Source organism: Streptomyces sp. 11x1 (genome assembly GCF_032598905.1).
GTDB lineage: Bacteria > Actinomycetota > Actinomycetes > Streptomycetales > Streptomycetaceae > Streptomyces.
Genome location: NZ_CP122458.1, coordinates 1926972 through 1947376, shown reverse-complemented (window position 1 = coordinate 1947376; position 20405 = coordinate 1926972). Strand labels below are relative to the sequence as shown.

Genomic DNA, 20405 nt, shown 5'->3' with positions numbered 1-20405 from the left:
AGGTCTGTCAGCGGATGCCAGTCACTTCTCGCCGGCGTACTGCTCGATGTCCTCGTCCTCAGCGGAATCCATCGCGTGCAGGCTCTCTCGCCCCGTGCCCGTCGCGGGAGCGCACTCATGGGGTAGGTACAGGGTGCGGTCGGGGGTGAGGATGACGGTGGCGTCGGTCAGGCCGTTCCAGTGGTGGCCGCTGCCGTTGTAGCGGGGGGTGAGGTAGGACCATTCGAGGTTTCCGGCGATCATCGCCTCCAGCGCGTCCAGGTAGGTGAGGAGGCCGCTGTCCTGACCAGTCACGCCGGCGCGCAGTTCGGCGGCGAGGTGGTCGAACTCGGATTCGGCGTGGTGGACGGTCGCGGCGATGCGGTCGACGGCTGCCTGTAGGTCGCCGCCGTTCTCGGCGAGCGCGAGCTGGATCTCGTTCATCATGTCGCCGCTGTAGAGCTCCTTGCGGTAGGAGAAGACGTCGTTGACGCCGATCCAGTGGCGTGCCACCAGCATGTTGAGGCGCCGCAGTTCGGGCAGCTTTTGCAGGCGGTCGCTCAGGTCGATGCCGAGGCCGAATTCGAGGAGGGGGAAGCAGCACTCCCCGATCGAGCTGTTGCGGTATGTCTCGTAGGTGGGCAGATCCAGTGCCGCGAGGTCCTGAACGAGGTCACGCTCGGCGTGGCAGGCCTCCAGGAACTCATACAGGGTGCGCGCGTAGCGCTGCCACACCCGCTCAGAAGCCAGGGGAAGGGTCTGCTCCCGCAGATGCCCGAAGGCTCGGGTGAAGGCGGTGTCGACTGCGGGCGGACTGCCGTCGAGGACGACAGGCAGTTGGTGGATGCCCAGCTGCCGGATCCGGGACGGCGGTGCCTGGGCGAAGACGTCGTCGATGCTGAACAGGACGTCGATCCAGGCGCAGACCAGTTCGATGCGGTCCTCGCGGACGTCGGCATAGGTGAGCAGGTTCCACAGGCTGGTGCGGTGTTCCAGGAACGTCTCCAGCTCCCCCTGGCTGTCGTAGGCATCGCGCAGGAGTGCTGCGAGGCGGGCCGCACAGCGCTGTTCCAGAGCCTGGAGTCCGGGGCGGCGCCGGGCGGGCGTGAACCGGGGGAAGAGCGGCATCCGGAAGCAGGGGTGGTCCTCGGGCGACCCGACTGTGGTACCCGAGGGGGCGCCGTCCTCTGCGTGGCCGGGGGCTCTCATCACTGCTCTCCCCTACCGCTCTGGCACCCGGCGGGCGAGGCCGTACGGCGGATTGCAACCAGAGGGCCCGCCTTGGGGGTGAGGAGGAAACGGGGCAGTGGCCGTAAGGGTGCGGCGTTGGCCTTGCGTAGTTGCCAGCGGTTGCTGATCGTCGCGAGGGCGAGGACGGTCTCCGTCATGCCGTAGTGCTCGCCCAGGCACTTGCGGCGCCCGCCGCCGAAGGCCGTGAACGCCTGGCGCTGGGCGGGGGTGACGCGTTCAGGCAGCCACCGGTCCGGATCCAGACGCTCCGGGTCGGGGAAGATGCCGGGGTCGCGTTGCAGGGCGTAGGGGGAGACGATCACATCCGCGCCCGTGGGAACGGTGAAACCGGCGACCACAGTCTCCTCAAGGGCGACGCGGCTGAGCATCCAGGTCGGGGGCCACAGCCGCAGCACCTCGGTGAGGACCTGGCGCGTGTAGGGCAGGCGCTCGATGTCGGCGAAGGCGGGAGCGTTTCCGGCGAGCTCGCGGTCCAGCTCGGCCCACAGCCGGCTCTCCACGTCCGGGTGGTCGGCCAGGGCGTGCAGGGTCCAGGCGAGCAGGGAGGCGGTGGTCTCGACACCTGCGGCCAGCACCGACAGAACCTGATCACGTACCTCCGTATCGTCGAGAGGGCGGCCATCGTCGGCGGCGGCGGCCATCACCAGGGACAGCAGGTCGTCCCCCGGCGCCTCGCCGGTCCGGTACTGCGCGATCACGTGACCGACGGCCAGCTCCAGGCGGGCCTGTGCCTGATGGAAACGGCGGTTGGCCGGCAGCGGAAGACGGTGCAGCAGCGGCCACGGCATCAGCAACTGGCGGAACATGCCCTCCAGCAGCACCGGCAGGGCCGCGGCCATGGTGTCCGCTGCCTTGCGGCCGGCGGGGGCCGCGATCAGAGTCCGCGCTACCACCTGGGCCGCCAGCCCGTACATGCGCGCTTCCACATCCAGCAGCTCACCTTCACGCCATCCGTCGACCGCCTGCTCGGCGCAGTCACCCATCACCGGGGCGTACCGGGCGACCTGGTCACGGTGGAACGCTGGCCGCATCACCGGCTGCTGACGCCGGTGGTCGGCGTTACTGCACGTGATCACACCGTTGCCGACCAGGACCCGCGCCGTGTCCATGAACGGCCCGCCCTTGTCGAACACCGACGACACCAGCACCTGGTTCGCTGCCTCCGCCGCATTGACCACATACACCGCACGCCCGGCGAGCTGCACCCTCACCACTGCCGGCCCTTCCCGCAGGGAGCTGAGAAAGGTGAGGGGATCACGCACCATCTGGGTCACGTGACCCAACCACGGCACACCACCCCCGACCCGCTGAACCTGCTGAGCCCCCACCGCGCCAACTCCCTCCGCTACCTGTCCGGCAGCACACCGAACGACAACCGCCCGCCCAACCGCGCGCGAGACACAAATCCGTTTCCTCGTCCCCCACAGACCCCGCCCGTACCGCGCCGCTCGCGACGTGCCCGCCGGTCAGCCGCTCATCCGGGTACGCGGGTACGCGGGGGCGCACGACAGCATTCCTGCGGCGGGTGTTCACTCCGGGGCTCTCACGTTCACCAAGTCGACCGCGCACCGCGCCCAGTCCAGCTCGCCCCGCGGGCCGAGTTCGTCCGGACGACTTGGTGGAGCTTGGTCCACACGCGGGCTTTGCTCCACTCGGTGAAGCGGCGATGGGCGGTTGGCCCAGGCGGGTCGAAGCAGGGCCCAGGTGCACCCGGAGGTCGCGACGAATTCGGCGTGCTCCTTGTCCGGACCGGTCAGGGCGCCCGAGCCGGGTCGTCCCGCTCTTGTGCGCCACCAGGTTCCAGTCGCCGTCTACCAGCGTCCAGTGCGCCAGCAGCTCCTCTGGCGACCACTCTTGCCGCACGCCCGCCCCTTTGGCCTCGATCATTCGATCAGAGCAACGACGGCGCCCCGGACGGGGAAACGGGACTCGTTCTGCTGCTCAAGACCTACTTTGCGGCTGTTGTCTGGGCTAGGACAGCGGGGCCGATTTCAGTGACTGTTAGTGGCTGTACGTTTACTCGTTGATGATCGATGAACTTGAGGTGGAAGCCGGTCCGTTGGCGCGGTGGCAGGTGCATTGGTGCGACCCGCGGCGGGAGGTGTCGTGGTACGCGGCCGATCCGGTGCTGGCGGGCCTGCCGACGCTGGCGGAGTGGGCGCACGCGCACGGCACGCAGAGGGGACAGCCGGTGCTGCTGCGGGCCGATGGTTGGTCTGTGCCGGAGGTCAACGGTTCTTCGCCTCGGCGCGGATGCGCAACGCGAGCGCGGGCACGCGCAGGAAGTACGCCTTCGCAGTAGCCGTCTGGCTGGGGTTCCTTGACGCGGCGGGCCGGGCCTGGCACGACGCCGACGAAGAAGACGTCGCCGGGTTCAAGTTCTGGCGGATGACCGACGAGGCCAACGTCCGGCGCGTGGCTGGCGGGACGGTGCTGGACGACCTGGTCGCGATCAGCGCGTTCTACCGCTGGGCCGGGTCCCGGTTCGGAGTGAGTGATCCGGTGGCCCGGCGGCAGGTTCCCGGCCCTGATCCGGGCACGAGTACGGAGTCGTTCGAGGCTGGTCCGCATATCGTGCGCGGCAAGGACGTGAAGTGGCTGGACCCGGCCGGCTACGCCCGTTGGGCCGACGTGGGACTGCGCGGACTGGACCTGCGTGGTCGGGAGATCGACGGGTGGCGCGGGCGCAACAGCCAGCGTGACTGCGCGTTCGTCGACGGGCTTTACGGCACCGGGCTGCGGCTGAGTGAGTGGGCCAGTGTCCTGCGTCTGGAGCTGCCCGCCGACGACGCGGCCCGCACCTACTACACGTGCCGGCTGTCAGCGGCCTGCGCCAAGGGCGGTCGCGGGCTCCGGTTCTGGATGCCGCGCAGCGTGCTGGCCGACGTACTGGCCTACGAGGAGGGCGAACGCGCCGCAGCGGTCCGCCGCGCTCAGCGCGACGGCCGCTACGAGCGGCTGCCGCGGTTGCTGTTGGTCGAACGCAGGACCCGCAACCGGCGGCTGGAGATGCGCGACACAGGCGGCCGCCAGGTGGCCGCGTCGCTGGACTCGCTGGACCCCGGCGCCCGCAAGAGGCTGTTCCGCCGGACCGCCGCCGGACCGCCGCCGGACTGGAACCGCTGGCGGTCTGGCTGAACGAGGACGGCATGCCACGCGAGGCGCACGGCTGGCAGCACACCTTCGACACCGGCAACGAGCGGATCGCCCGCGCTGGACTGACCTCGTTTGAGGCGAACGCGCACATGATGCGGCACTCGTTTGCTCTGCACTGGTACGCGGTCGGCCGACTGCTCTACGAGCGGCAGGTCGCGCACCTGAACGCTGAGGAGGTACGCGACCTCCGCGCCCAGTTCGGCGACACCTGGTATCTGGTCAAGACGCCGCTGGGGCACGTCGACGTGACCACCACGATGGATACGTACCTGGAGCCTTTCCGGGACCTGGACGTCTCGCTGCTGATCGAGCACGCTCACGGCGACATCGAACACGTCCACGTCCAGATCGAGCGACTACGGCCGCTCGTCGACGACCCGCTGGCCCCCGCCTTCCGCCACGCCCGCGAACAGCACGAGCTCGACCGCCTGGAACGCATCGTCACCGCCCACGACCACACCGGAGAACCCCACGATGGCCACTGACCGCGACTCCGAACGCGACGCCATCACCGCAGCGATCCAGCGGCTGCTCGACGGACGTCCAACCCGGTCCACCGGGGCGCTCACCACGCTGCAACTCGCCGCCGAGGCAGGCGTCAAGCGCTGGGTCCTCACCCACAAGCACGTTGACCTGAAAGAGGAATTCGCCCGCCGAAAGTCCGAGGTGAACGGCATCCCGCCCGCGTTCCAGCATCTGCACGCCCGCGCAGTAGACGCCGAAGCCGCCGCCCGCGCACTGCGGGAGGACAACGAACGACTCCGCGAGCACGTCGCCGTCTACGCCCAGGTCATCCACGAACTCCGCACCGAGCTGGACCGGCGCACCGCCAACAGCACCCAGCGCAGCCCCGTCCGGAGCCTCCCCACCGGCATCACCTGACGCGCGAGGCGGTCGCGGCGCTGACCGTTTCCCAAGCCTGGTCCGTGTCACAAGAACTGCGATGCGTGTCTGGGATAGGGAACTCTGTCGACCGCATCAGCCGGTCGAGTGCTACCGGCCCGGCCGCTCGGGCTCCATCCGGAAGCGGACCAAGCGGGTCTTCGCGGCGGCCGTGCGCAGCTCGTTGTCGGTGGGCTGCCGGTCGCCTGGGAGGCCGAGCATCAGCCCCTTGGCGGCCTTGGGCCCTTTGCGCCGGCCGAACTCGCCCAGCAGGGCGGCGACTTCCTCAGGGTCCTCGACGACCGTCGGGACGGCGCCGTGGTCCTGGCCCCGGATGCGCAGCCGGACGGCGGACCCTTCGCGCATGCTGGGGATCCAGCCGAGCTGGGAGGACATGGCGAGCACCGTGCCGGGATCCCAGTCGAAGTAGCCGATGGGAACCGTGAATTCGCGGCCCGTCCTGTGCCCCTTGTACGTGAGCAGCATCAGGCGCCCGCTCAGCGGCTTGTGGAAGCGGGAGGCGAGCAGCGGCCGTACGACCTTGTTGGCGGCTCGGAAGATCTTCACCATGGGTGGCCTGGTCGTGTTCCCCGCGGGTGTGCCGGAGGTGCTCACCAGATGCCGCCGGGGACGGTGTGGACGATCTCGGCCTGGTCGCGCTTGGTGTAGGCGTCCCAGTAGTGCTCGGCGATGGTCTCGGGCTCGGTGCCGGGACCGCTGCCGATAAATACTCCGATGGCCACGTGCGCGGTGTGTACCCCGTGCTCGGCGAGGTCGACGCCCAGGGCCAGGGCGTAGTTGCGCAGGGCCGCCGCCGCGACGCCGATGCTGCCGAACGCGCCGCCGAGCGGCCGGACCGAGGAGGCGCCCGTGGAGAACAGCAGGGTGCCACTGCCGCGTTCGAGCATGGCGGGCAGCACCTGACGGACCGCGGCGACCGCTCCGTACAGGTAGTAGTCGAGCTGCTTGTGGAGGTCCTGCGCCGTGGCGTCGACGGCGGCGGCGCCGGCGAACGTGGGGTCGGCGGGTGAGTACTCCAGTACGTCGACGGCCCCGAACCGGTCGGCGACCGCGGCGAGCGCCGACTGCAGCGAGTCGGGACGCGTCACGTCCGCGGCGAAGCCTGCGGCCTCGATGCCGTCCTCGGCGAGCCGCGCGGCGAGCGCGTCGAGCTTGTCCTGGGTCCGGGAGACCAGGGCGACCTGGAAACCTTCCCTTCCGAAGCGGCGGGCGATGGACAGGCCCAAGCCGGGGCCTGCCCCGATGACGGCGATGACGGGCATGGGTAGTGCTCCTGTGGTCGGACGGGCTGGACGGATGAGGTGCACCTCCCGCCACGACAGCGGTCGGGACTGAAAGTCGAGGGATGCCTCATGTTCTTGGATCGTAGCAGAGAACATGAGGCATCCCTCCGGTTGGTAGCCTGAGTGACATGGCCATCGACCGTCCGTCCGCCTCTGCCTGGAACCCGGCCCCTGTCCGCCCCCTGCGGCGCGACGCGCAGCGCAATCGCGAGGCCCTGCTCACCGCGGCCCGCTCCTGCTTCGCCGAGCAGGGGATGGAGGCACCCCTGGAGCAGGTGGCAAAGCGGGCCGGGGTGGCCATCGGCACGCTGTACCGGCACTTCCCCACCCGGCTGGACCTGGTGCAGGCAACCTTCGCCGGGAAGCTGGCCGTCTGGCGGGAGGCCGCCGAGAAGGCCGTCAGCATGGATGACGCCTGGGCGGGGCTGTGCCACTTCCTGGAGACCATGTGCGAACTCCAGTCACAGGACCGGGGGTTCAACGACCTGGCCTCCATACGGTTGCCGGAGAGCGCCTGCCTGGCGGGCGCCCAGACCCGCATCCGCGAACTCGGTGTACACATCGTCGAGCGTGCGCAGGAGCAGGGCAGCCTGCGCCCCGACCTCACCCCCGAGGACCTTGCCTTCGTCATCTGGTCGCACAGCCGCGTCACCGAGGCCACCCACGCCATCGCCCCGGACGCCTGGCGCCGCCACCTTTACCTTCTGCTCGACGGCTTCCGAACCGACCGCGCCCACCCGCTACCGGCGCCGCCGCTCACCGAGGAGCAGTTGTACCGCGCCATGATCAGCCTCGGCGGAAACGGGGCCTGCGGCGCCTGACCGTCGGGACGCGGGTTGTCTCAAGGCGCCGCGGGGAGCCCCTTCCCGGCGACCAGGCCGAGCCGGTACGCCTCCGTCCCCGCGACGCAGAGTTCGTGGAGGCATTCGGTGACTCCGCATGCACCGGCGGCACAGCGTGCGTCTCGAAGGCCGCCGCCTCGGCGAAGCGTTCGTACTAGGTGCGGGTCCGGTCGGCCGCCCCGGGAGCCGGCCGGACGCGGTCCCGAGCACCGGTCAGGCTCAACCGATCGAGCGAACATCCGGACCAGACGGCGGGCAGCTGCCCACAAGAATCATGGTGATGCGGCTGGGACCGGTCCCCGGCGGGACACTGGAAGCAACAGCTGGCAATAGGCGAGAGAACCGGGGGGCTACACCGGGGGGTGGGGGCGGGTTCCGGTTCGTGGGTGGCCGCCGGTGAGTGGGGGCCGTTCGCGCAGTTCCCCGCGCCCCTGAAAAGCAGGGGCTGCGCCCCCTGCTTTTCGTCCAGCGGCCCCGCCGCCTCCAGGCCCGCGGGGCCTGGTCTTTCAGGGGCGCGGGGAACTGCGCGAGAAGCCCCACGCGCCGGTGGTCGCCCGATCACCGGCCGGGCAACGGTGCTCCGCAACAACGGTCACCGCGCGGTCAGCACGCGCGGCCCCGCCTCCGTGATCGCCACCGTGTGCTCCGCGTGCGCCGCCCGGGAACCGTCGTTCGTGCGCAACGTCCAGCCGTCCGGGGCCGCGTGGTACCCGTCCGTACCCCCGCCGATCACCATCGGCTCGATCGCCAGGACCATCCCGTGCCGCAGCTTCATCCCGCGCCCGGGGCGCCCCTCGTTCGGCACCCCCGGATCCTCGTGCATCCTGCGCCCGATGCCGTGCCCGCCGAACCCGTCGGGGATGCCGTACCCGGCGGCCCGGCAGACGCTGCCGATCGCGTGCGCGATGTCTCCGATGCGGTTGCCCACGACGGCCGCCTCGATACCCGCCGCGAGGGCGCGCTCGGCCGTCGCGACGAGCCGCAGGTCTGCCGTGCGCGGCGTGCCCACCACGAAGCTGAGCGCCGAGTCCCCGGCCCAGCCGCCCAGTTGCGCGCCGAAGTCGAGGGACACGAGGTCACCGTCGTGCAGCCGGTACGCCGTGGGAATGCCGTGCACGATCGCGTCGTTCACGGATGCGCAGAGCACCGCGGGGAAGGGCGTGGGCGCGAAGGAGGGGTGGTAGCCCAGGAAGGGGGAGGTGGCGCCCGCCTTCCGCAGCACCTCGTGGGCCAGCTCGTCCAGTTCGAGCAGGGAGACCCCCACGTCGGCGGCGTCCCGCACGGCCGTGAGCGCCTGCGCCACGACCTGCCCCGTCTCGTACATCGCTTCGATCGACTCATCCGTCTTCAGTTCCACCATGCCAATTACTATACCGCTCGGTATCCAATTCTAATACCGGTCCGCCGGAGGGGATCGGTATTAGAATGGGGTCATGGTGCGCACCCCTCTCACCCCCGAAGAGCGCGAACGCGGCGAGCGGCTCGGCCGGTTGCTGCGTGACGCCCGTGGCGGCCGCAGCATGGCTGAGATCGCCGCCGGCGCGGGCATCTCCGCGGAGACCCTCCGGAAGATCGAGACCGGCCGTGCCCCCACCCCGGCCTTCTTCACGATCGCCGCCCTCGCCCGCGCGCTGGGTCTGTCCATGGACGACCTCGTGACGCGCTGCGGGCCGGTCGACGCCGAGACGCCGACGGCGGCGGCGGCGGTGGGGGCGACGGTGGCGGCTGTGGCCTGAGGGTGGATCGTCGCCCTGGCCGAAGTTGTTCGCCGGCCCTGGCCGGACTTCTCGCTCATGGCCACCGGGGCGGCGCGCACGGCACACTGCGCCCGCTCTGAAAACTTTACGTAGCCCGTCTGTAACACAACTGGTGTTTTCTTGCGGACCGGAGCACTCCAGTCGGCCGGGGAGTATGCGATGGCTGTGGATCAACTCCCGGGTCAGGTGCGGGAGTTCGCGGGATACCTGAACAAGCTGATGACCAAGCTCGACCAGGGCGCCGGTTGGTGCGCCGTCTTCTGGCAGCGGGATCCCGAGGGTATGCGCGCGTGCCTGGACGGTCTGGAAGTGCCGCCCTGGGACGTCGTGGAAGCGCTGATGCACGACCTCGAAACCGCGTACGGACCCGCCGCGGCCGCCCAGGAGACCCAGCGGGCCCGCGCGCTGCACCGCGCCTCGCTCGCCGCGTACGACTCCCGGCCCGGTGGCCGTCACGCCCTTGGCGACCGGCTCGACGTCATGCTCCGCGAACAGCGCTACGCCGCCGACCGTACCGCCGACCTGACCCGCAGGCTCCAGGCGGCCACCAGCCAGGAGGAGGCCGACTCCCTCCGCCTGGACCTGGCCTGGGCCCACAACGACCACGAACGCGCCAGTGCCCGCTGCGCGGAATTGCGCACCCGCATCGAGAACGCCGACCGCCGCGCCCCGCACCACCCCGTGCGGGGCGCGGCGCGCGTCGAGGAGGATGCCGTCGGGGACGTCCGCCGCGTACCGTCGGCGGGGGAGCGGGCGGACGACCGTCGCCCCGTATCCACCCCCGCCCCCACCGCCACACCCACCCCAGCCCCCGAATCCGAGCCCGATCCCGGCCCCCGGGACCACGCCCCGGAATCCACCGCCCAGGAGTTCCCCGCACCCGCCCCCGCGGCGACCAAGCAGCGTGCCAAGCGCCGCCCCCGAGGGGGTGCCCGTTTCGCCGGGGCGGTGGAGGTCGAGGAGGCACCGCCCGTGGTCGAGCCCGCGGCCGAGTCCAAGACGGAGCCGAGCGGGGGCCGCAAGGGGATGATTCCCCGGGGTGCCCGGTACGCCGGGGCCGGGGAGCCGGCCGAGGCCGTGGCACCGCAGCAACCGCAGGCGCGTCAGGCGTTGGACGACGAGGCGCGGCAGGAGGTCGCCGGGACCGTGCACCGGCTGGTGAGGTTGCGCCGGGAAGGCCGCAGCGGGGAGGCGCACGCCCTCCTCGTGGAGGTCGCGCACTGGCCCGCCGCCCGTTTCCCGCTGCTCGCGGCCGAGTTGCACCGCGCGGGGCTGGACGCCGACTGGGCGACCCTGCTGTGGGAGGCCGGGTCGTTGCCCGCCGACCGGCTGGTCGCGGTCGCGGACGCCCTGAACGCGGTCGGTCGCGCCGCGGACGGGGAGCAGATGCTGCGGCAGGGCGTCACGAGGCCCGCCGAGGAGATCGGCGAGGCGGTGCTCGGCTTCGTCGCGCAGGGGCGTGATCGGGAGGCGCGTGCGCTGCTCGACGTCTATGTGCGCGTGCGTACGCCGGAGGAGGCGGCGCGGAGCGTGGAGGCCCATCCTCGGCGGCTCGCGCCCCTCGTTCTGGCGGCGGCGCGCGGTGTCTCGCAGGAACGCCACCGAGACGTCACCCACGCCCTACGAGTCCAGGGCCTCACCTGACCCCACCCCCACCCCCACCCCCACCCCCGACGCCACCCGTTCCCGCTGTCCCCCTGCCCCCTGCCTCACCGGTCCGGACGCCGATCCGATGTACCGCCCGGAAGGTGTCGCGCCGATGCCGCCGACGCCCTGGACGCCCAACTCCGCCCGCCTTCGTGCCCGCCTGTCCGCGGTGGTTCCCCTCCCACCCGACACCCCCGCCCCACCAGCCCGCAGCCGGGCCGCCGTCGCCGGTGCGTCCGGTTCCAGGTGCGAAACGCAGGTGTAATCACCCACTGGAGTGCGAAACGTGATCGACTCGGCCGGTTGACGACGATGGTCTTGCCCAGCCCGTCGACGGGGCTTAGTTTCAAGCCTCTACGGCCTGCTTCTACGGGCGTAGAGGCTCTCTGACGTCCCTGTCGAAGGAGCAGCTGACATGACCAACGTCGTACGCGCCGCCCTGGTCCAGGCCACCTGGACCGGAGACACCGCGTCCATGGTCGACAAGCACATCGAGCACGCCCGCGAGGCGGCCCGGCAGGGCGCGAAGGTGATCGGCTTCCAGGAACTCTTCAACGCGCCCTACTTCTGCCAGGTCCAGGAACCGGAGCACTACGCCTGGGCGGAACCCGTGCCCGACGGCCCCACCGTGACCCGCATGCGGGAGCTGGCCCGCGAGACCGGCATGGTGATCGTCGTCCCCGTCTTCGAGGTCGAGCAGTCCGGGTTCTACTACAACACCGCCGCCGTGATCGACGCCGACGGCAGCTACCTCGGCAAGTACCGCAAGCACCACATCCCCCAGGTCAAGGGGTTCTGGGAGAAGTACTACTTCAAGCCCGGGAACCTCGGCTGGCCGGTGTTCGAGACGGCCGTCGGCAAGGTGGGCGTCTACATCTGCTACGACCGCCACTTCCCGGAGGGCTGGCGCCAGCTCGGCCTGAACGGCGCCCAGCTCGTCTACAACCCGTCGGCCACCCACCGCGGCCTCTCCGCCCACCTCTGGCAGCTGGAACAGCCGGCCGCGGCCGTCGCCAACGAGTACTTCGTCGCCGCGATCAACCGCGTCGGGCGGGAGGAGTACGGGGACAACGACTTCTACGGCACCTCCTACTTCGTGGACCCGCGCGGCAAGTTCGTGGGCGAGGTCGCGAGCGACCAGGGCGAGGAACTCGTCGTCCGGGACCTCGACTTCGACCTCATCGAGGACGTACGACAGCAGTGGGCGTTCTACCGGGACCGCCGGCCCGACGCGTACGAAGGACTCGTACAGCCCTGACGTGGGCACGTACAGCCGTGACACTCGCAGAACCCGTACAGCAGTGAAAGGAGTGGTGCAGCCGTGACCGACGAACTGCTCGGACGCCACAAGGCCGTACTGCCCGACTGGCTCGCGCTCTACTACGCGGACCCGCTGGAGATCACGCACGGCGAGGGGCGCCACGTCTGGGACGCCGCCGGCACCAAGTACCTCGACTTCTTCGGCGGCATCCTCACCACGATGACGGCGCACGCCCTGCCCGAGGTCACCAAGGCGGTGAGCGAGCAGGCCGGGCGGATCATCCACTCCTCGACGCTCTACCTCAACCGGCCGATGGTCGAACTCGCCGAGCGGATCGCGCAGATGTCCGGCATCCCGGACGCCCGCGTCTTCTTCACCACCTCCGGCACCGAGGCCAACGACACCGCCCTGATGCTGGCCACGACGTACCGCGGCAGCAACCAGATCCTGGCGATGCGCAACAGCTACCACGGCCGCTCCTTCAGCGCGGTCGGCATCACCGGCAACAAGGGCTGGTCCCCGACCTCGCTGTCCCCGCTGCAGACGCTGTACGTGCACGGCGGCGTCCGCACCCGCGGCCCGTACGCCGACCTGAGCGACGCCGACTTCATCACGGCCTGCGTCGCAGACCTGGAGGACCTGCTCGGCCACGGCCGCCCGCCGGCCGCGCTGATCGCCGAACCGATCCAGGGCGTCGGCGGCTTCACCTCACCGCCCGACGGCCTGTACGCGGCCTTCCGCGAGGTGCTCCAGCGGCACGGCGTGCTGTGGATCGCCGACGAGGTGCAGACCGGCTGGGGCCGCACCGGCGACAACTTCTGGGGCTGGCAGGCGCACGGCCAGAACGGGCCGCCGGACATCCTGACCTTCGCCAAGGGCATCGGCAACGGCATGTCCATCGGCGGTGTCGTCGCACGCTCCGAGGTCATGAACTGCCTCGACAGCAACTCGATCTCGACCTTCGGCGGCACCCAGATCACCATGGCCGCCGGCCTCGCCAACCTCAACTACCTGGTCGAGCACGACCTCCAGGGCAACGCCCGCCGCGTCGGCGGGCTGCTCATCGAGCGGCTGCGGGCGATCACCGCGCAGATCCCGGCGGTCAAGGAGGTACGCGGCCGGGGCCTCATGATCGGCATCGAGCTGGTGAAGCCCGGCACCGAGGAGGCCAACCCCGAGGCCGCGGCCGCCGTTCTCGAAGCGGCCCGCCGGGAGGGCCTGTTGATCGGCAAGGGCGGCGGCCACAACACCAGCGCGCTGCGCATCGCGCCCCCGCTGTCGCTGACCGTCGCCGAGGCCGAGGAGGGCGCCGACGCCCTCGAACGGGCTCTGAGGAGCATCCAGTAGCACCAGAGGAACAGATCTGAGGAACATCGCCATGACCACCACCTCGGCCACCGCTCCGGAACCCGCCCTGTCGGTACGCCAGGTCCTCGCCCTGGACCGGGTCCTCGCCGGAGAGCCCGAGGTGGTGGCCGGGGCCGGTCACCTCGACCGGCCCGTGCGCTGGGTGCACGTGGCGGAGGCGCCCGACGTCGGCGTGATGCTCAGCGGCGGCGAGATGGTCCTCACCACCGGGGTCCTGCTCGCCGGCGACGAGGACGCCCAGGCCGAGTACATCCGCTCGCTGTACCGGTCCGAGGCCGCCGCGGTGGTCCTCGGCCTCGGGCGGGCCTTCCCGACACCGCCCGACGTGATGCGGCGGGCGGCGGAGCGGTGCGGTCTGCCCATGGTCGTGCTGCACCGGCCGTTCCCCTTCGCCGACCTGACCGAGGAGGTCCAGTCCCGACTGGTACGGCGGAAGTTCGCGGCCGTGAGCCTGTCCGAGGCCGTCCGCACCACCCTGACCGGGCTCATCACCGCGGGCGCCCCGCTGCAACGGCTGCTCGACGAGATCGCCCAGCACGCGGGCTGTCCGCTCGTCGTCACCAACCTCGCCCACCGGGTCCTCGCCACGGCGGGGGAGCGGTCGGCGGTCGACGACGTGCTGCGCGACTGGGAACGCATCTCCCGCCAGGCGGGCGGCACCCAGGGCGACGGCTGGGTCCGGGCCGAGCTGGGCGGGCGCGGGGAACGCTGGGGGCAGATCGTGCTGTGCGGCTACCGGGGCGACATCGCCACCGGGCGGCTGCTCGCCGACCGGGCCGCCGAAGCGCTCGTTCTCCACCGGATGCTCGGCGGCGCGGCACACTCCTGGGAGGAGCAGTCCGCGCAGAGCCTGCTGACGGACCTCGTCTCCGGGGTCGTACCGGCCCGGCAACTGCTGCCCAGGGCGCGGGCGGCAGGGCTGCCCGTCAATCGCCGTACCTTCGTGCCGCTCGTCGTACCCGACGGTGGACCGGCCCAACTCGACCGCGTGTTGCGGATGTTGGGGCTCCCCGGGCTCGTCGCCGAGCTCGCGGAGGGGGCCACCGCCGTACTCCTCAGCCTGGCCCGGGACCAGGACGCGACCGCGCTCACCGCGCACTTCGCGGCCCGGCTGCGGTCGGAGTCCGGGGTGCGGACAACGGTCGTGGCCGCCGCCGAGGCGCGCACCACGTGGGAGGACGTGCCGGGCGGGCTGCGCGAGGCACGGCACGTGGCGGACGCCGTCGCCCAGTCCGCCGCGACCGGGCTGGACCTCCCCGTCGTCGTACGCCTCCGCGACGTCCATCTGCGCGGCCTGATCCGGCTGTTGCGCGACGACCCGCACGTCCAGGCATTCGCCGAGCGGGAGTTGGACGGGCTGCTGTGCGGCGACGGACACGCCGAACAGGATCTGCTGCCCGTGCTGCGGACCTATCTGGCGACCGGCCGGAACAAGTCGCACACCGCGCAGCTGCACCATGTGAGCCGGCCCGCGCTGTACCGCCGGCTGGAAGCCATAGAGGCCCGCCTCGGTGTGGACCTCGACGACTTCGAACAGGCCGCCTCCGTCCACATCGCCCTGCTCGCGCACGACGCGCAACAGGGCTGAAACATGCCGGGACCTGCGAAAACAGCGGTGAAACATGCGCCCACGAAGAGGTGACACGGTGGAACGGAGAAGGCCCGCAGACGTGACACCGTGCAACTCAAACCGGCTTCGCGGACTTCCTACTCTCGCTGCACACCGAGTGACCGGAGGTCCCGATGAGCAGAGTCATCCGCGCAGCCATCTTCCAGACGGCCTGGACCGGCGACAAGGAGTCGATGATCCAGGTCCACGAGCAGGCGGCCCGCGACGCGGCGGCCCAGGGCGCGCAGGTCATGTGCTTCCAGGAGCTGTTCTACGGGCCCTACTTCTGCCAGGTCCAGGACAAGGCGTTCTACGAGTACGCGGAAGCGATCCCCGACGGCCCGATCGTCAAGCGCTTCCAGGCGCTCGCCAAGGAACTCGGCCTGGTCCTCGTGCTGCCGATGTACGAGGAGGAGCAGCCGGGGGTCCTCTACAACACCGCCGCCGTGATCGACGCGGACGGCAAGTACCTCGGCAAGTACCGCAAGCACCACATCCCTCAAGTCCCCGGATTCTGGGAGAAGTTCTACTTCCGCCCCGGCAACGCGGGCTGGCCGGTCTTCGACACCGCCGTGGGGAAGATCGGCGTCTACATCTGCTACGACCGGCATTTCCCGGAGGGCTGGCGTGCGCTCGGCCTCGGCGGCGCCGAGATCGTCTTCAACCCCTCGGCCACCTCGCGCGGCCTGTCCCGCTACCTCTGGCAGCTGGAGCAGCCGGCGTCGGCCGTCGCCAACGAGTACTTCATCGGCGCCATCAACCGGGTGGGTGTCGAGGAACTCGGCGACAACGACTTCTACGGCACCTCCTACTTCGTGGACCCCGAGGCCCAGTTCGTCGGCGAGGTCGCGAGCGACAAGGAGACCGAACTCGTCGTACGGGACCTGGACCTGGCCAAGCTCCGCGAGGTCCGCGACCGCTGGCAGTTCTTCCGCGACCGCCGACCGGACGCGTACGGCCCGCTGACGGCGCCGTAAGCAGCGAGGTCCAGCACCCCCGTGCCCCAAAGGGGCGCGGGGAACTGCGCGACCAGCCACGAACGACCGGCACTTTCCCGACAACCGAACGGAGCGTGACCGAATGAGCGGCCGTACTCTGATCCGCGGCGGTCTCGTCATCACCGCGTCAGACGAACTGCATGCCGACGTCCTGATCGAAGACGGCCGAGTCGCCGCTCTGGCGGCAAGTGGCACATCCGCCGCGGAGGCCTGGACCGCCGACCGAACCCTCGACGCCACGGGCAAGTACGTGATCCCCGGCGGCGTGGACGCCCACACCCACATGGAGTTGCCCTTCGGCGGCACCTTCGCCTCCGACACCTTCGAGACCGGCACCCGCGCCGCCGCCTGGGGCGGTACGACGACGATCGTCGACTTCGCCGTACAGAGCGTCGGCCACACCCTCCGCGAGGGCCTCGACGCCTGGCACGCCAAGGCGGAGGGCAACTGCGCGATCGACTACGGCTTCCACATGATCGTGTCGGACGTGAACCAGGACACGCTCAAGGAGATGGACCTGCTGGTGCAGGAGGGCGTCACTTCCTTCAAGCAGTTCATGGCCTACCCGGGCGTCTTCTACAGCGACGACGGCCAGATCCTGCGCGCCATGCAGCGCTCCGCCGAGAACGGCGGCCTGATCATGATGCACGCGGAGAACGGCATCGCGATCGACGTACTGGTCGAACAGGCCCTGGCCCGCGGCGAGACCGACCCCCGCTACCACGGGGAGGTCCGCAAGGCCCTGCTGGAGGCCGAGGCCACCCACCGCGCCATCAAGCTCGCCCAGGTCGCGGGCGCCCCCCTGTACGTCGTGCACGTCTCGGCGATGGAGGCAGTCGCCGAGCTGGCCCGCGCACGGGACGAGGGGCTCAACGTCTTCGGCGAGACCTGCCCGCAGTATCTGTTCCTGTCCACGGACAACCTCGCGGAGCCGGACTTCGAGGGCTCCAAGTACGTGTGCAGCACGCCCCTGCGGCCGCGCGAGCACCAGGCCAAGCTGTGGCAGGGCCTGCGCACCAACGACCTCCAGGCGGTCTCCACGGACCACTGCCCCTTCTGCTTCGTCGGGCAGAAGGAACTCGGCCGCGGCGACTTCTCCAAGATCCCCAACGGCCTGCCGGGCGTCGAGAACCGGATGGACCTCCTCCACCAGGCGGTCGTCGACGGGCACATCTCGCGCCGCCGCTGGATCGAGATCGCCTGCGCGACCCCGGCCCGGATGTTCGGCATGTACCCGAAGAAGGGCACCATCGCGCCGGGCGCCGACGCCGACATCGTCATCTACGACCCGCACGCCGAGCAGGTCATGTCCGCCCGGACCCACCACATGAACGTCGACTACTCGGCGTACGAGGGCAAGCACACCACCGGCCGGGTCGAGACGGTCCTCTCGCGCGGCGAACTCGTCATCACCGAGCGGGAGTACACCGGGCACGCCGGGCACGGCGCCTACACCCCCCGCTCCACCTGTCAGTACCTCAACTAGGAGTGGAGCAGATGGACTTCGGACTCGTCCTGCAGACCGACCCGCCGGCCTCGCGTGTCATCGAGCTGATGAAGCGCGCCGAGGACAACGGCTTCACGTACGGCTGGACCTTCGACTCCGCCGTGCTGTGGCAGGAGCCGTTCGTGATCTACAGCCAGATCCTGTCCAGCACCACGAAACTGACGGTCGGCCCGATGGTCACCAACCCGGGCACCCGCACCTGGGAGGTCACCGCCTCGACCTTCGCCACCCTCAACGACATGTTCGGCAACCGCACGGTCTGCGGCATCGGCCGCGGCGACTCGGCGATGCGGGTCGCGGGCCGCAAGCCCAACACGCTGGCCCGGATCAGCGAGGCGATGAAGGTCATCCGCTCGCTGGGCAGCGGGGGAGAGGCCGACCTCGGCGGTACGGTCATCAGCTTCCCCTGGATCAAGGAGGGCGCCGAACTTCCGGTCTGGATGGCCGCGTACGGCCCCAAGGCCCTGAAGATGACCGGTGAGGAGGCCGACGGCTTCATCCTCCAGCTCTCCGACCTCTACCTCACCGAGTACATGGTCAAGGCGGTCAAGGACGCGGCCGTCGCCGCCGGGCGCGACCCGTCCGAGGTGAAGATCTGCGTGGCCGCGCCCGCCTACGTCACCGAGGACGACTCGCCCGAGGCGCTGGCCCATGCCCGCGAACAGTGCCGATGGTTCGGCGGGATGGTCGGCAACCACGTCGCCGACCTGGTGTCCAAGTACGGCGAGCACTCCGCGGCCGTACCGGAGGAGCTGACGGACTACATCAAGGCGCGCGAGGGGTACGACTACTCCCACCACGGCCGCGCCGACAACCCCGACACCCAGTTCGTGCCCGACGAGATCGTGGACCGCTTCTGCGTCATCGGCACCCCCGCCATGCACATCGAGAAGCTGAACGCGCTGCGGGCCCTCGGCGTGGACCAGTTCGCCGTCTACGACATGCACGACGCGCAGGAGAGGGTGATCGACACCTACGGCTCGACGGTCATCCCGGCGGTCAACGGCTAGACCCGGCTTCCCTGCGGTCACCGGCCGACCCGGCTTCCCGGAAGGCCCCGCCGACTGCAAGAATCCGGCCACCCCGACAACCGGAATCAACCGCTCCGATCTGCTTCTTCACCCTCCCCCCGCCCCTCCCCCGAGACCCCCCACACCTTGTCTCCTGTCCTTCCGCCGTCCCGGAAGGGCAGGGCCCAAGGCCTCCGCACGGCCTTTCTTCCCGTCCCGCCTTCCTGATTGGCCTGCCCATGACCGACATAGCTCCCACGGGGTCGCCGACGGCCCCGTCCGCCGACCTGTCCGGCCGGATCGAGCTGGCGCCCGGGGACTTCCCCGCCGAAAGCCCCTTCGCCAACGAGGACCTGCGCCCCGTACCCGTCTCCGAGCGCAAGTGGACGACGTACAACTTCGCGGCGCTGTGGATCTCCATGGCCCACTGCATCCCCAGCTGGACCCTGGCCTCCGGCCTGGTCGCCCTCGGTATGGACTGGAAGCAGGCCGTCTTCACCATCGCCCTCGCCAACGTCATCGTGCTGCTGCCGATGCTGGCCACCGGGCACGCCGGCCCCAAGTACGGCATCCCCTTCCCGGTGCTGGCCCGCGCCTCCTTCGGTCTGCGCGGCGCCAACATCCCGGCGATGATCCGTGCCGCCGTGGCCTGCGGCTGGTTCGGCATCCAGACCTGGATCGGCGGCTCCGGGATATTCGCCCTCGGCTCCAAGCTCACCGGCGGTGAGTGGGAGAGCGCGGGGAAGATCGCGGGCAACCCGTGGCCGCTGTGGCTCTGCTTCATCCTCTTCTGGGCCCTGCAGATAGCGATCATCTACCGCGGCATGGACTTCCTGCGGCACTTCGAGAACTGGGCCGCGCCGTTCGTGATCGTCGGCGCGTTCGTGCTGCTGGTCTGGATCGCGGTCAAGGCCGACGGCTTCGGCGCGCTGCTCGACCAGCCCTCCAAGCTCGGCTGGGGCCCCGACTTCTGGCCGGTCTTCTTCCCCTCGTTGATGGGAATGATCGGCTTCTGGGCAACTTTGTCCCTGAACATCCCTGACTTCACCCGTTTCGGTGCCAGTCAGAAGGCGCAGACCTGGGGCCAGTCCCTGGGCCTGCCCACCACGATGACGCTCTTCGCGATCCTCGCCGTCCTGGTCACCTCCGGCTCCGAGGTCGTCTACGGCGAGGCCATCTGGGACCCGGTCACACTGGCGGCCAAGGCCGACAACGTCTTCGGTCTCCTCTTCGCCCTGATCACCGTGCTCGTCGCCACCATCTCCGTGAACATCGCCGCCAACGTGGTCTCACCGGCGTACGACCTGGCGAACCTCGCCCCGAAGCTCATCAACTTCCGTACGGGCGCGCTCATCACGGGTGTCGTCGGCATCCTGATCTTCCCGTGGAAGCTGATCTCCACGCCCGAGTTCTACATCTTCACCTGGCTCGGCGTGGTCGGCGGTCTGCTCGGCACCGTCGCCGGCATCCTCATCGCCGACTACTGGATCGTCCGCCGTACCGTCCTGCACCTGGCGGACCTGTACACGCCGGGCGGACGCTACTGGTACGCCTCCGGCTGGAACTGGCGGGCCATAGCGGCCTTCGTGGTCGGCGGTGTGCTCGCGGTCGGCGGCTCGTACTCGACCGTCTCCGAGGACGGCGTCTCCTCGGGGCCGTTCCCGCACGACGGCCTGATCCCGTTCCTCAAGCCGCTCGCCGACTACGGCTGGGCGGTGGGCCTGGGCACGTCGATGCTGCTGTACGTGGTGCTGATGGCCGGTGAGCGGGAGAAGGTCCGGACCGACAGGGAGCGGGTGTCCGTCTGACGGGCCCGTGCTCGCGGCGGCGGCCG

General features: G+C 70.3%; 18 protein-coding genes and 1 pseudogene. 13 read left to right on the top strand and 6 right to left on the bottom strand.

Annotation, left to right across the window (positions count from 1 at the left end; translation table 11 throughout):
- Positions 1 to 21 precede the first annotated feature (21 nt).
- The 3 genes and pseudogenes from P8T65_RS08635 to P8T65_RS08625 all read right to left on the bottom strand — a co-directional run.
- Positions 22 to 1188: a terpene synthase family protein gene (locus P8T65_RS08635; RefSeq protein WP_316724781.1), complete on the bottom strand. Its 1167-nt coding sequence runs from the start codon at positions 1186 to 1188 to the stop codon at positions 22 to 24.
- Positions 1188 to 2522 carry a cytochrome P450 gene (locus tag P8T65_RS08630; RefSeq protein ID WP_316731525.1) on the bottom strand — a complete coding sequence of 445 codons (1335 nt, stop codon included), beginning with the start codon at positions 2520 to 2522 and terminating at the stop codon, positions 1188 to 1190. Before P8T65_RS08630 ends, P8T65_RS08635 begins: the two co-directional genes overlap by 1 nt.
- Before the next feature lie 246 nt (positions 2523 to 2768).
- Positions 2769 to 2957: pseudogene (locus P8T65_RS08625) on the bottom strand (IS5/IS1182 family transposase); the annotation flags it as partial.
- 526 nt (positions 2958 to 3483) lie between these two features.
- Here P8T65_RS08625 and P8T65_RS08620 point away from each other — a divergent pair.
- Genes P8T65_RS08620 through P8T65_RS08610 form a run of 3 tightly spaced genes read left to right on the top strand, consistent with a single transcriptional unit; the run spans position 3484 to position 5268 of the window.
- Positions 3484 to 4368 carry a hypothetical protein gene (locus tag P8T65_RS08620; protein WP_316724780.1) on the top strand — a complete coding sequence of 295 codons (885 nt, stop codon included), beginning with the start codon at positions 3484 to 3486 and terminating at the stop codon, positions 4366 to 4368.
- A gap of 11 nt (positions 4369 to 4379) precedes the next feature.
- Positions 4380 to 4871, top strand: coding sequence for a hypothetical protein (locus P8T65_RS08615; protein ID WP_316724779.1), 492 nt, complete (start codon positions 4380 to 4382; stop codon positions 4869 to 4871).
- Positions 4861 to 5268, top strand: a complete 408-nt coding sequence (locus P8T65_RS08610) for a hypothetical protein (RefSeq protein ID WP_316724778.1) — start codon at positions 4861 to 4863, stop codon at positions 5266 to 5268. Before P8T65_RS08615 ends, P8T65_RS08610 begins: the two co-directional genes overlap by 11 nt.
- 111 nt (positions 5269 to 5379) lie before the next feature.
- Here P8T65_RS08610 and P8T65_RS08605 read toward each other — a convergent pair whose 3' ends face one another.
- Together P8T65_RS08605 and P8T65_RS08600 are read right to left on the bottom strand one after the other, a co-directional pair.
- Positions 5380 to 5838, bottom strand: coding sequence for a hypothetical protein (locus P8T65_RS08605; RefSeq protein WP_316724776.1), 459 nt, complete (start codon positions 5836 to 5838; stop codon positions 5380 to 5382).
- Between the two features lie 41 nt (positions 5839 to 5879).
- The gene (locus P8T65_RS08600) at positions 5880 to 6551 is read right to left on the bottom strand and encodes an SDR family NAD(P)-dependent oxidoreductase (protein ID WP_316724775.1); all 672 of its coding nucleotides are present in this window, start codon (positions 6549 to 6551) and stop codon (positions 5880 to 5882) included.
- Positions 6552 to 6700: 149 nt separating this feature from the next.
- On the opposite strand from P8T65_RS08600, the gene P8T65_RS08595 reads away from it, so the two are divergent.
- The gene (locus P8T65_RS08595; protein ID WP_316724774.1) at positions 6701 to 7393 is read left to right on the top strand and encodes a helix-turn-helix domain-containing protein; all 693 of its coding nucleotides are present in this window, start codon (positions 6701 to 6703) and stop codon (positions 7391 to 7393) included.
- Between the two features lie 613 nt (positions 7394 to 8006).
- On the opposite strand, the gene map is transcribed toward P8T65_RS08595, so the two are convergent.
- Positions 8007 to 8774, bottom strand: coding sequence for a type I methionyl aminopeptidase (gene map / locus P8T65_RS08590; protein ID WP_316724773.1), 768 nt, complete (start codon positions 8772 to 8774; stop codon positions 8007 to 8009).
- Between the two features lie 73 nt (positions 8775 to 8847).
- Here map and P8T65_RS08585 point away from each other — a divergent pair, with 73 nt between their 5' ends.
- From P8T65_RS08585 to P8T65_RS08545, 9 genes are all read left to right on the top strand, one after another.
- Positions 8848 to 9150 (top strand): helix-turn-helix transcriptional regulator, encoded by a 303-nt coding sequence (locus P8T65_RS08585; protein WP_316724771.1) that lies wholly within the window; start codon positions 8848 to 8850, stop codon positions 9148 to 9150.
- A gap of 180 nt (positions 9151 to 9330) precedes the next feature.
- Positions 9331 to 10815, top strand: coding sequence for a hypothetical protein (locus tag P8T65_RS08580; RefSeq protein ID WP_316724769.1), 1485 nt, complete (start codon positions 9331 to 9333; stop codon positions 10813 to 10815).
- A 418-nt stretch (positions 10816 to 11233) separates the two neighbouring features.
- Entirely contained in the window at positions 11234 to 12076 is an 843-nt protein-coding gene (locus tag P8T65_RS08575) for a nitrilase-related carbon-nitrogen hydrolase (RefSeq protein ID WP_316724768.1), read from the top strand.
- Positions 12077 to 12139: 63 nt separating this feature from the next.
- Positions 12140 to 13426 (top strand): aspartate aminotransferase family protein, encoded by a 1287-nt coding sequence (locus tag P8T65_RS08570; protein WP_316724767.1) that lies wholly within the window; start codon positions 12140 to 12142, stop codon positions 13424 to 13426.
- Between the two features lie 31 nt (positions 13427 to 13457).
- A complete protein-coding gene (locus P8T65_RS08565; RefSeq protein WP_316724766.1) occupies positions 13458 to 15035 on the top strand; it encodes a PucR family transcriptional regulator in 1578 nt (525 codons plus the stop codon).
- A 155-nt stretch (positions 15036 to 15190) separates the two neighbouring features.
- The gene (locus P8T65_RS08560; RefSeq protein ID WP_230213592.1) at positions 15191 to 16033 is read left to right on the top strand and encodes a nitrilase-related carbon-nitrogen hydrolase; all 843 of its coding nucleotides are present in this window, start codon (positions 15191 to 15193) and stop codon (positions 16031 to 16033) included.
- A gap of 103 nt (positions 16034 to 16136) precedes the next feature.
- Complete coding sequence (gene hydA, locus P8T65_RS08555) at positions 16137 to 17540, top strand: dihydropyrimidinase (RefSeq protein WP_316724764.1); 1404 nt, start codon at positions 16137 to 16139, stop codon at positions 17538 to 17540.
- Between the two features lie 11 nt (positions 17541 to 17551).
- A complete protein-coding gene (locus P8T65_RS08550) occupies positions 17552 to 18571 on the top strand; it encodes a TIGR03842 family LLM class F420-dependent oxidoreductase (protein ID WP_316724763.1) in 1020 nt (339 codons plus the stop codon).
- A 239-nt stretch (positions 18572 to 18810) separates the two neighbouring features.
- Positions 18811 to 20379 carry an NCS1 family nucleobase:cation symporter-1 gene (locus P8T65_RS08545; RefSeq protein ID WP_316724762.1) on the top strand — a complete coding sequence of 523 codons (1569 nt, stop codon included), beginning with the start codon at positions 18811 to 18813 and terminating at the stop codon, positions 20377 to 20379.
- Positions 20380 to 20405 lie beyond the last annotated feature (26 nt).

Coding starts and splice junctions, on each gene's coding strand:
- P8T65_RS08635 (WP_316724781.1), bottom strand. CDS start 1,188: ATGAGAGCCCCCGGCCACGCAGAGGACGGCGCCCCCTCGGGTACCACA.
- P8T65_RS08620 (WP_316724780.1), top strand. CDS start 3,484: ATGCGCAACGCGAGCGCGGGCACGCGCAGGAAGTACGCCTTCGCAGTA.
- P8T65_RS08615 (WP_316724779.1), top strand. CDS start 4,380: ATGCCACGCGAGGCGCACGGCTGGCAGCACACCTTCGACACCGGCAAC.
- P8T65_RS08610 (WP_316724778.1), top strand. CDS start 4,861: ATGGCCACTGACCGCGACTCCGAACGCGACGCCATCACCGCAGCGATC.
- P8T65_RS08605 (WP_316724776.1), bottom strand. CDS start 5,838: ATGGTGAAGATCTTCCGAGCCGCCAACAAGGTCGTACGGCCGCTGCTC.
- P8T65_RS08600 (WP_316724775.1), bottom strand. CDS start 6,551: ATGCCCGTCATCGCCGTCATCGGGGCAGGCCCCGGCTTGGGCCTGTCC.
- P8T65_RS08595 (WP_316724774.1), top strand. CDS start 6,701: ATGGCCATCGACCGTCCGTCCGCCTCTGCCTGGAACCCGGCCCCTGTC.
- map (WP_316724773.1), bottom strand. CDS start 8,774: ATGGTGGAACTGAAGACGGATGAGTCGATCGAAGCGATGTACGAGACG.
- P8T65_RS08585 (WP_316724771.1), top strand. CDS start 8,848: ATGGTGCGCACCCCTCTCACCCCCGAAGAGCGCGAACGCGGCGAGCGG.
- P8T65_RS08580 (WP_316724769.1), top strand. CDS start 9,331: ATGGCTGTGGATCAACTCCCGGGTCAGGTGCGGGAGTTCGCGGGATAC.
- P8T65_RS08575 (WP_316724768.1), top strand. CDS start 11,234: ATGACCAACGTCGTACGCGCCGCCCTGGTCCAGGCCACCTGGACCGGA.
- P8T65_RS08565 (WP_316724766.1), top strand. CDS start 13,458: ATGACCACCACCTCGGCCACCGCTCCGGAACCCGCCCTGTCGGTACGC.
- P8T65_RS08560 (WP_230213592.1), top strand. CDS start 15,191: ATGAGCAGAGTCATCCGCGCAGCCATCTTCCAGACGGCCTGGACCGGC.
- hydA (WP_316724764.1), top strand. CDS start 16,137: ATGAGCGGCCGTACTCTGATCCGCGGCGGTCTCGTCATCACCGCGTCA.
- P8T65_RS08550 (WP_316724763.1), top strand. CDS start 17,552: ATGGACTTCGGACTCGTCCTGCAGACCGACCCGCCGGCCTCGCGTGTC.
- P8T65_RS08545 (WP_316724762.1), top strand. CDS start 18,811: ATGACCGACATAGCTCCCACGGGGTCGCCGACGGCCCCGTCCGCCGAC.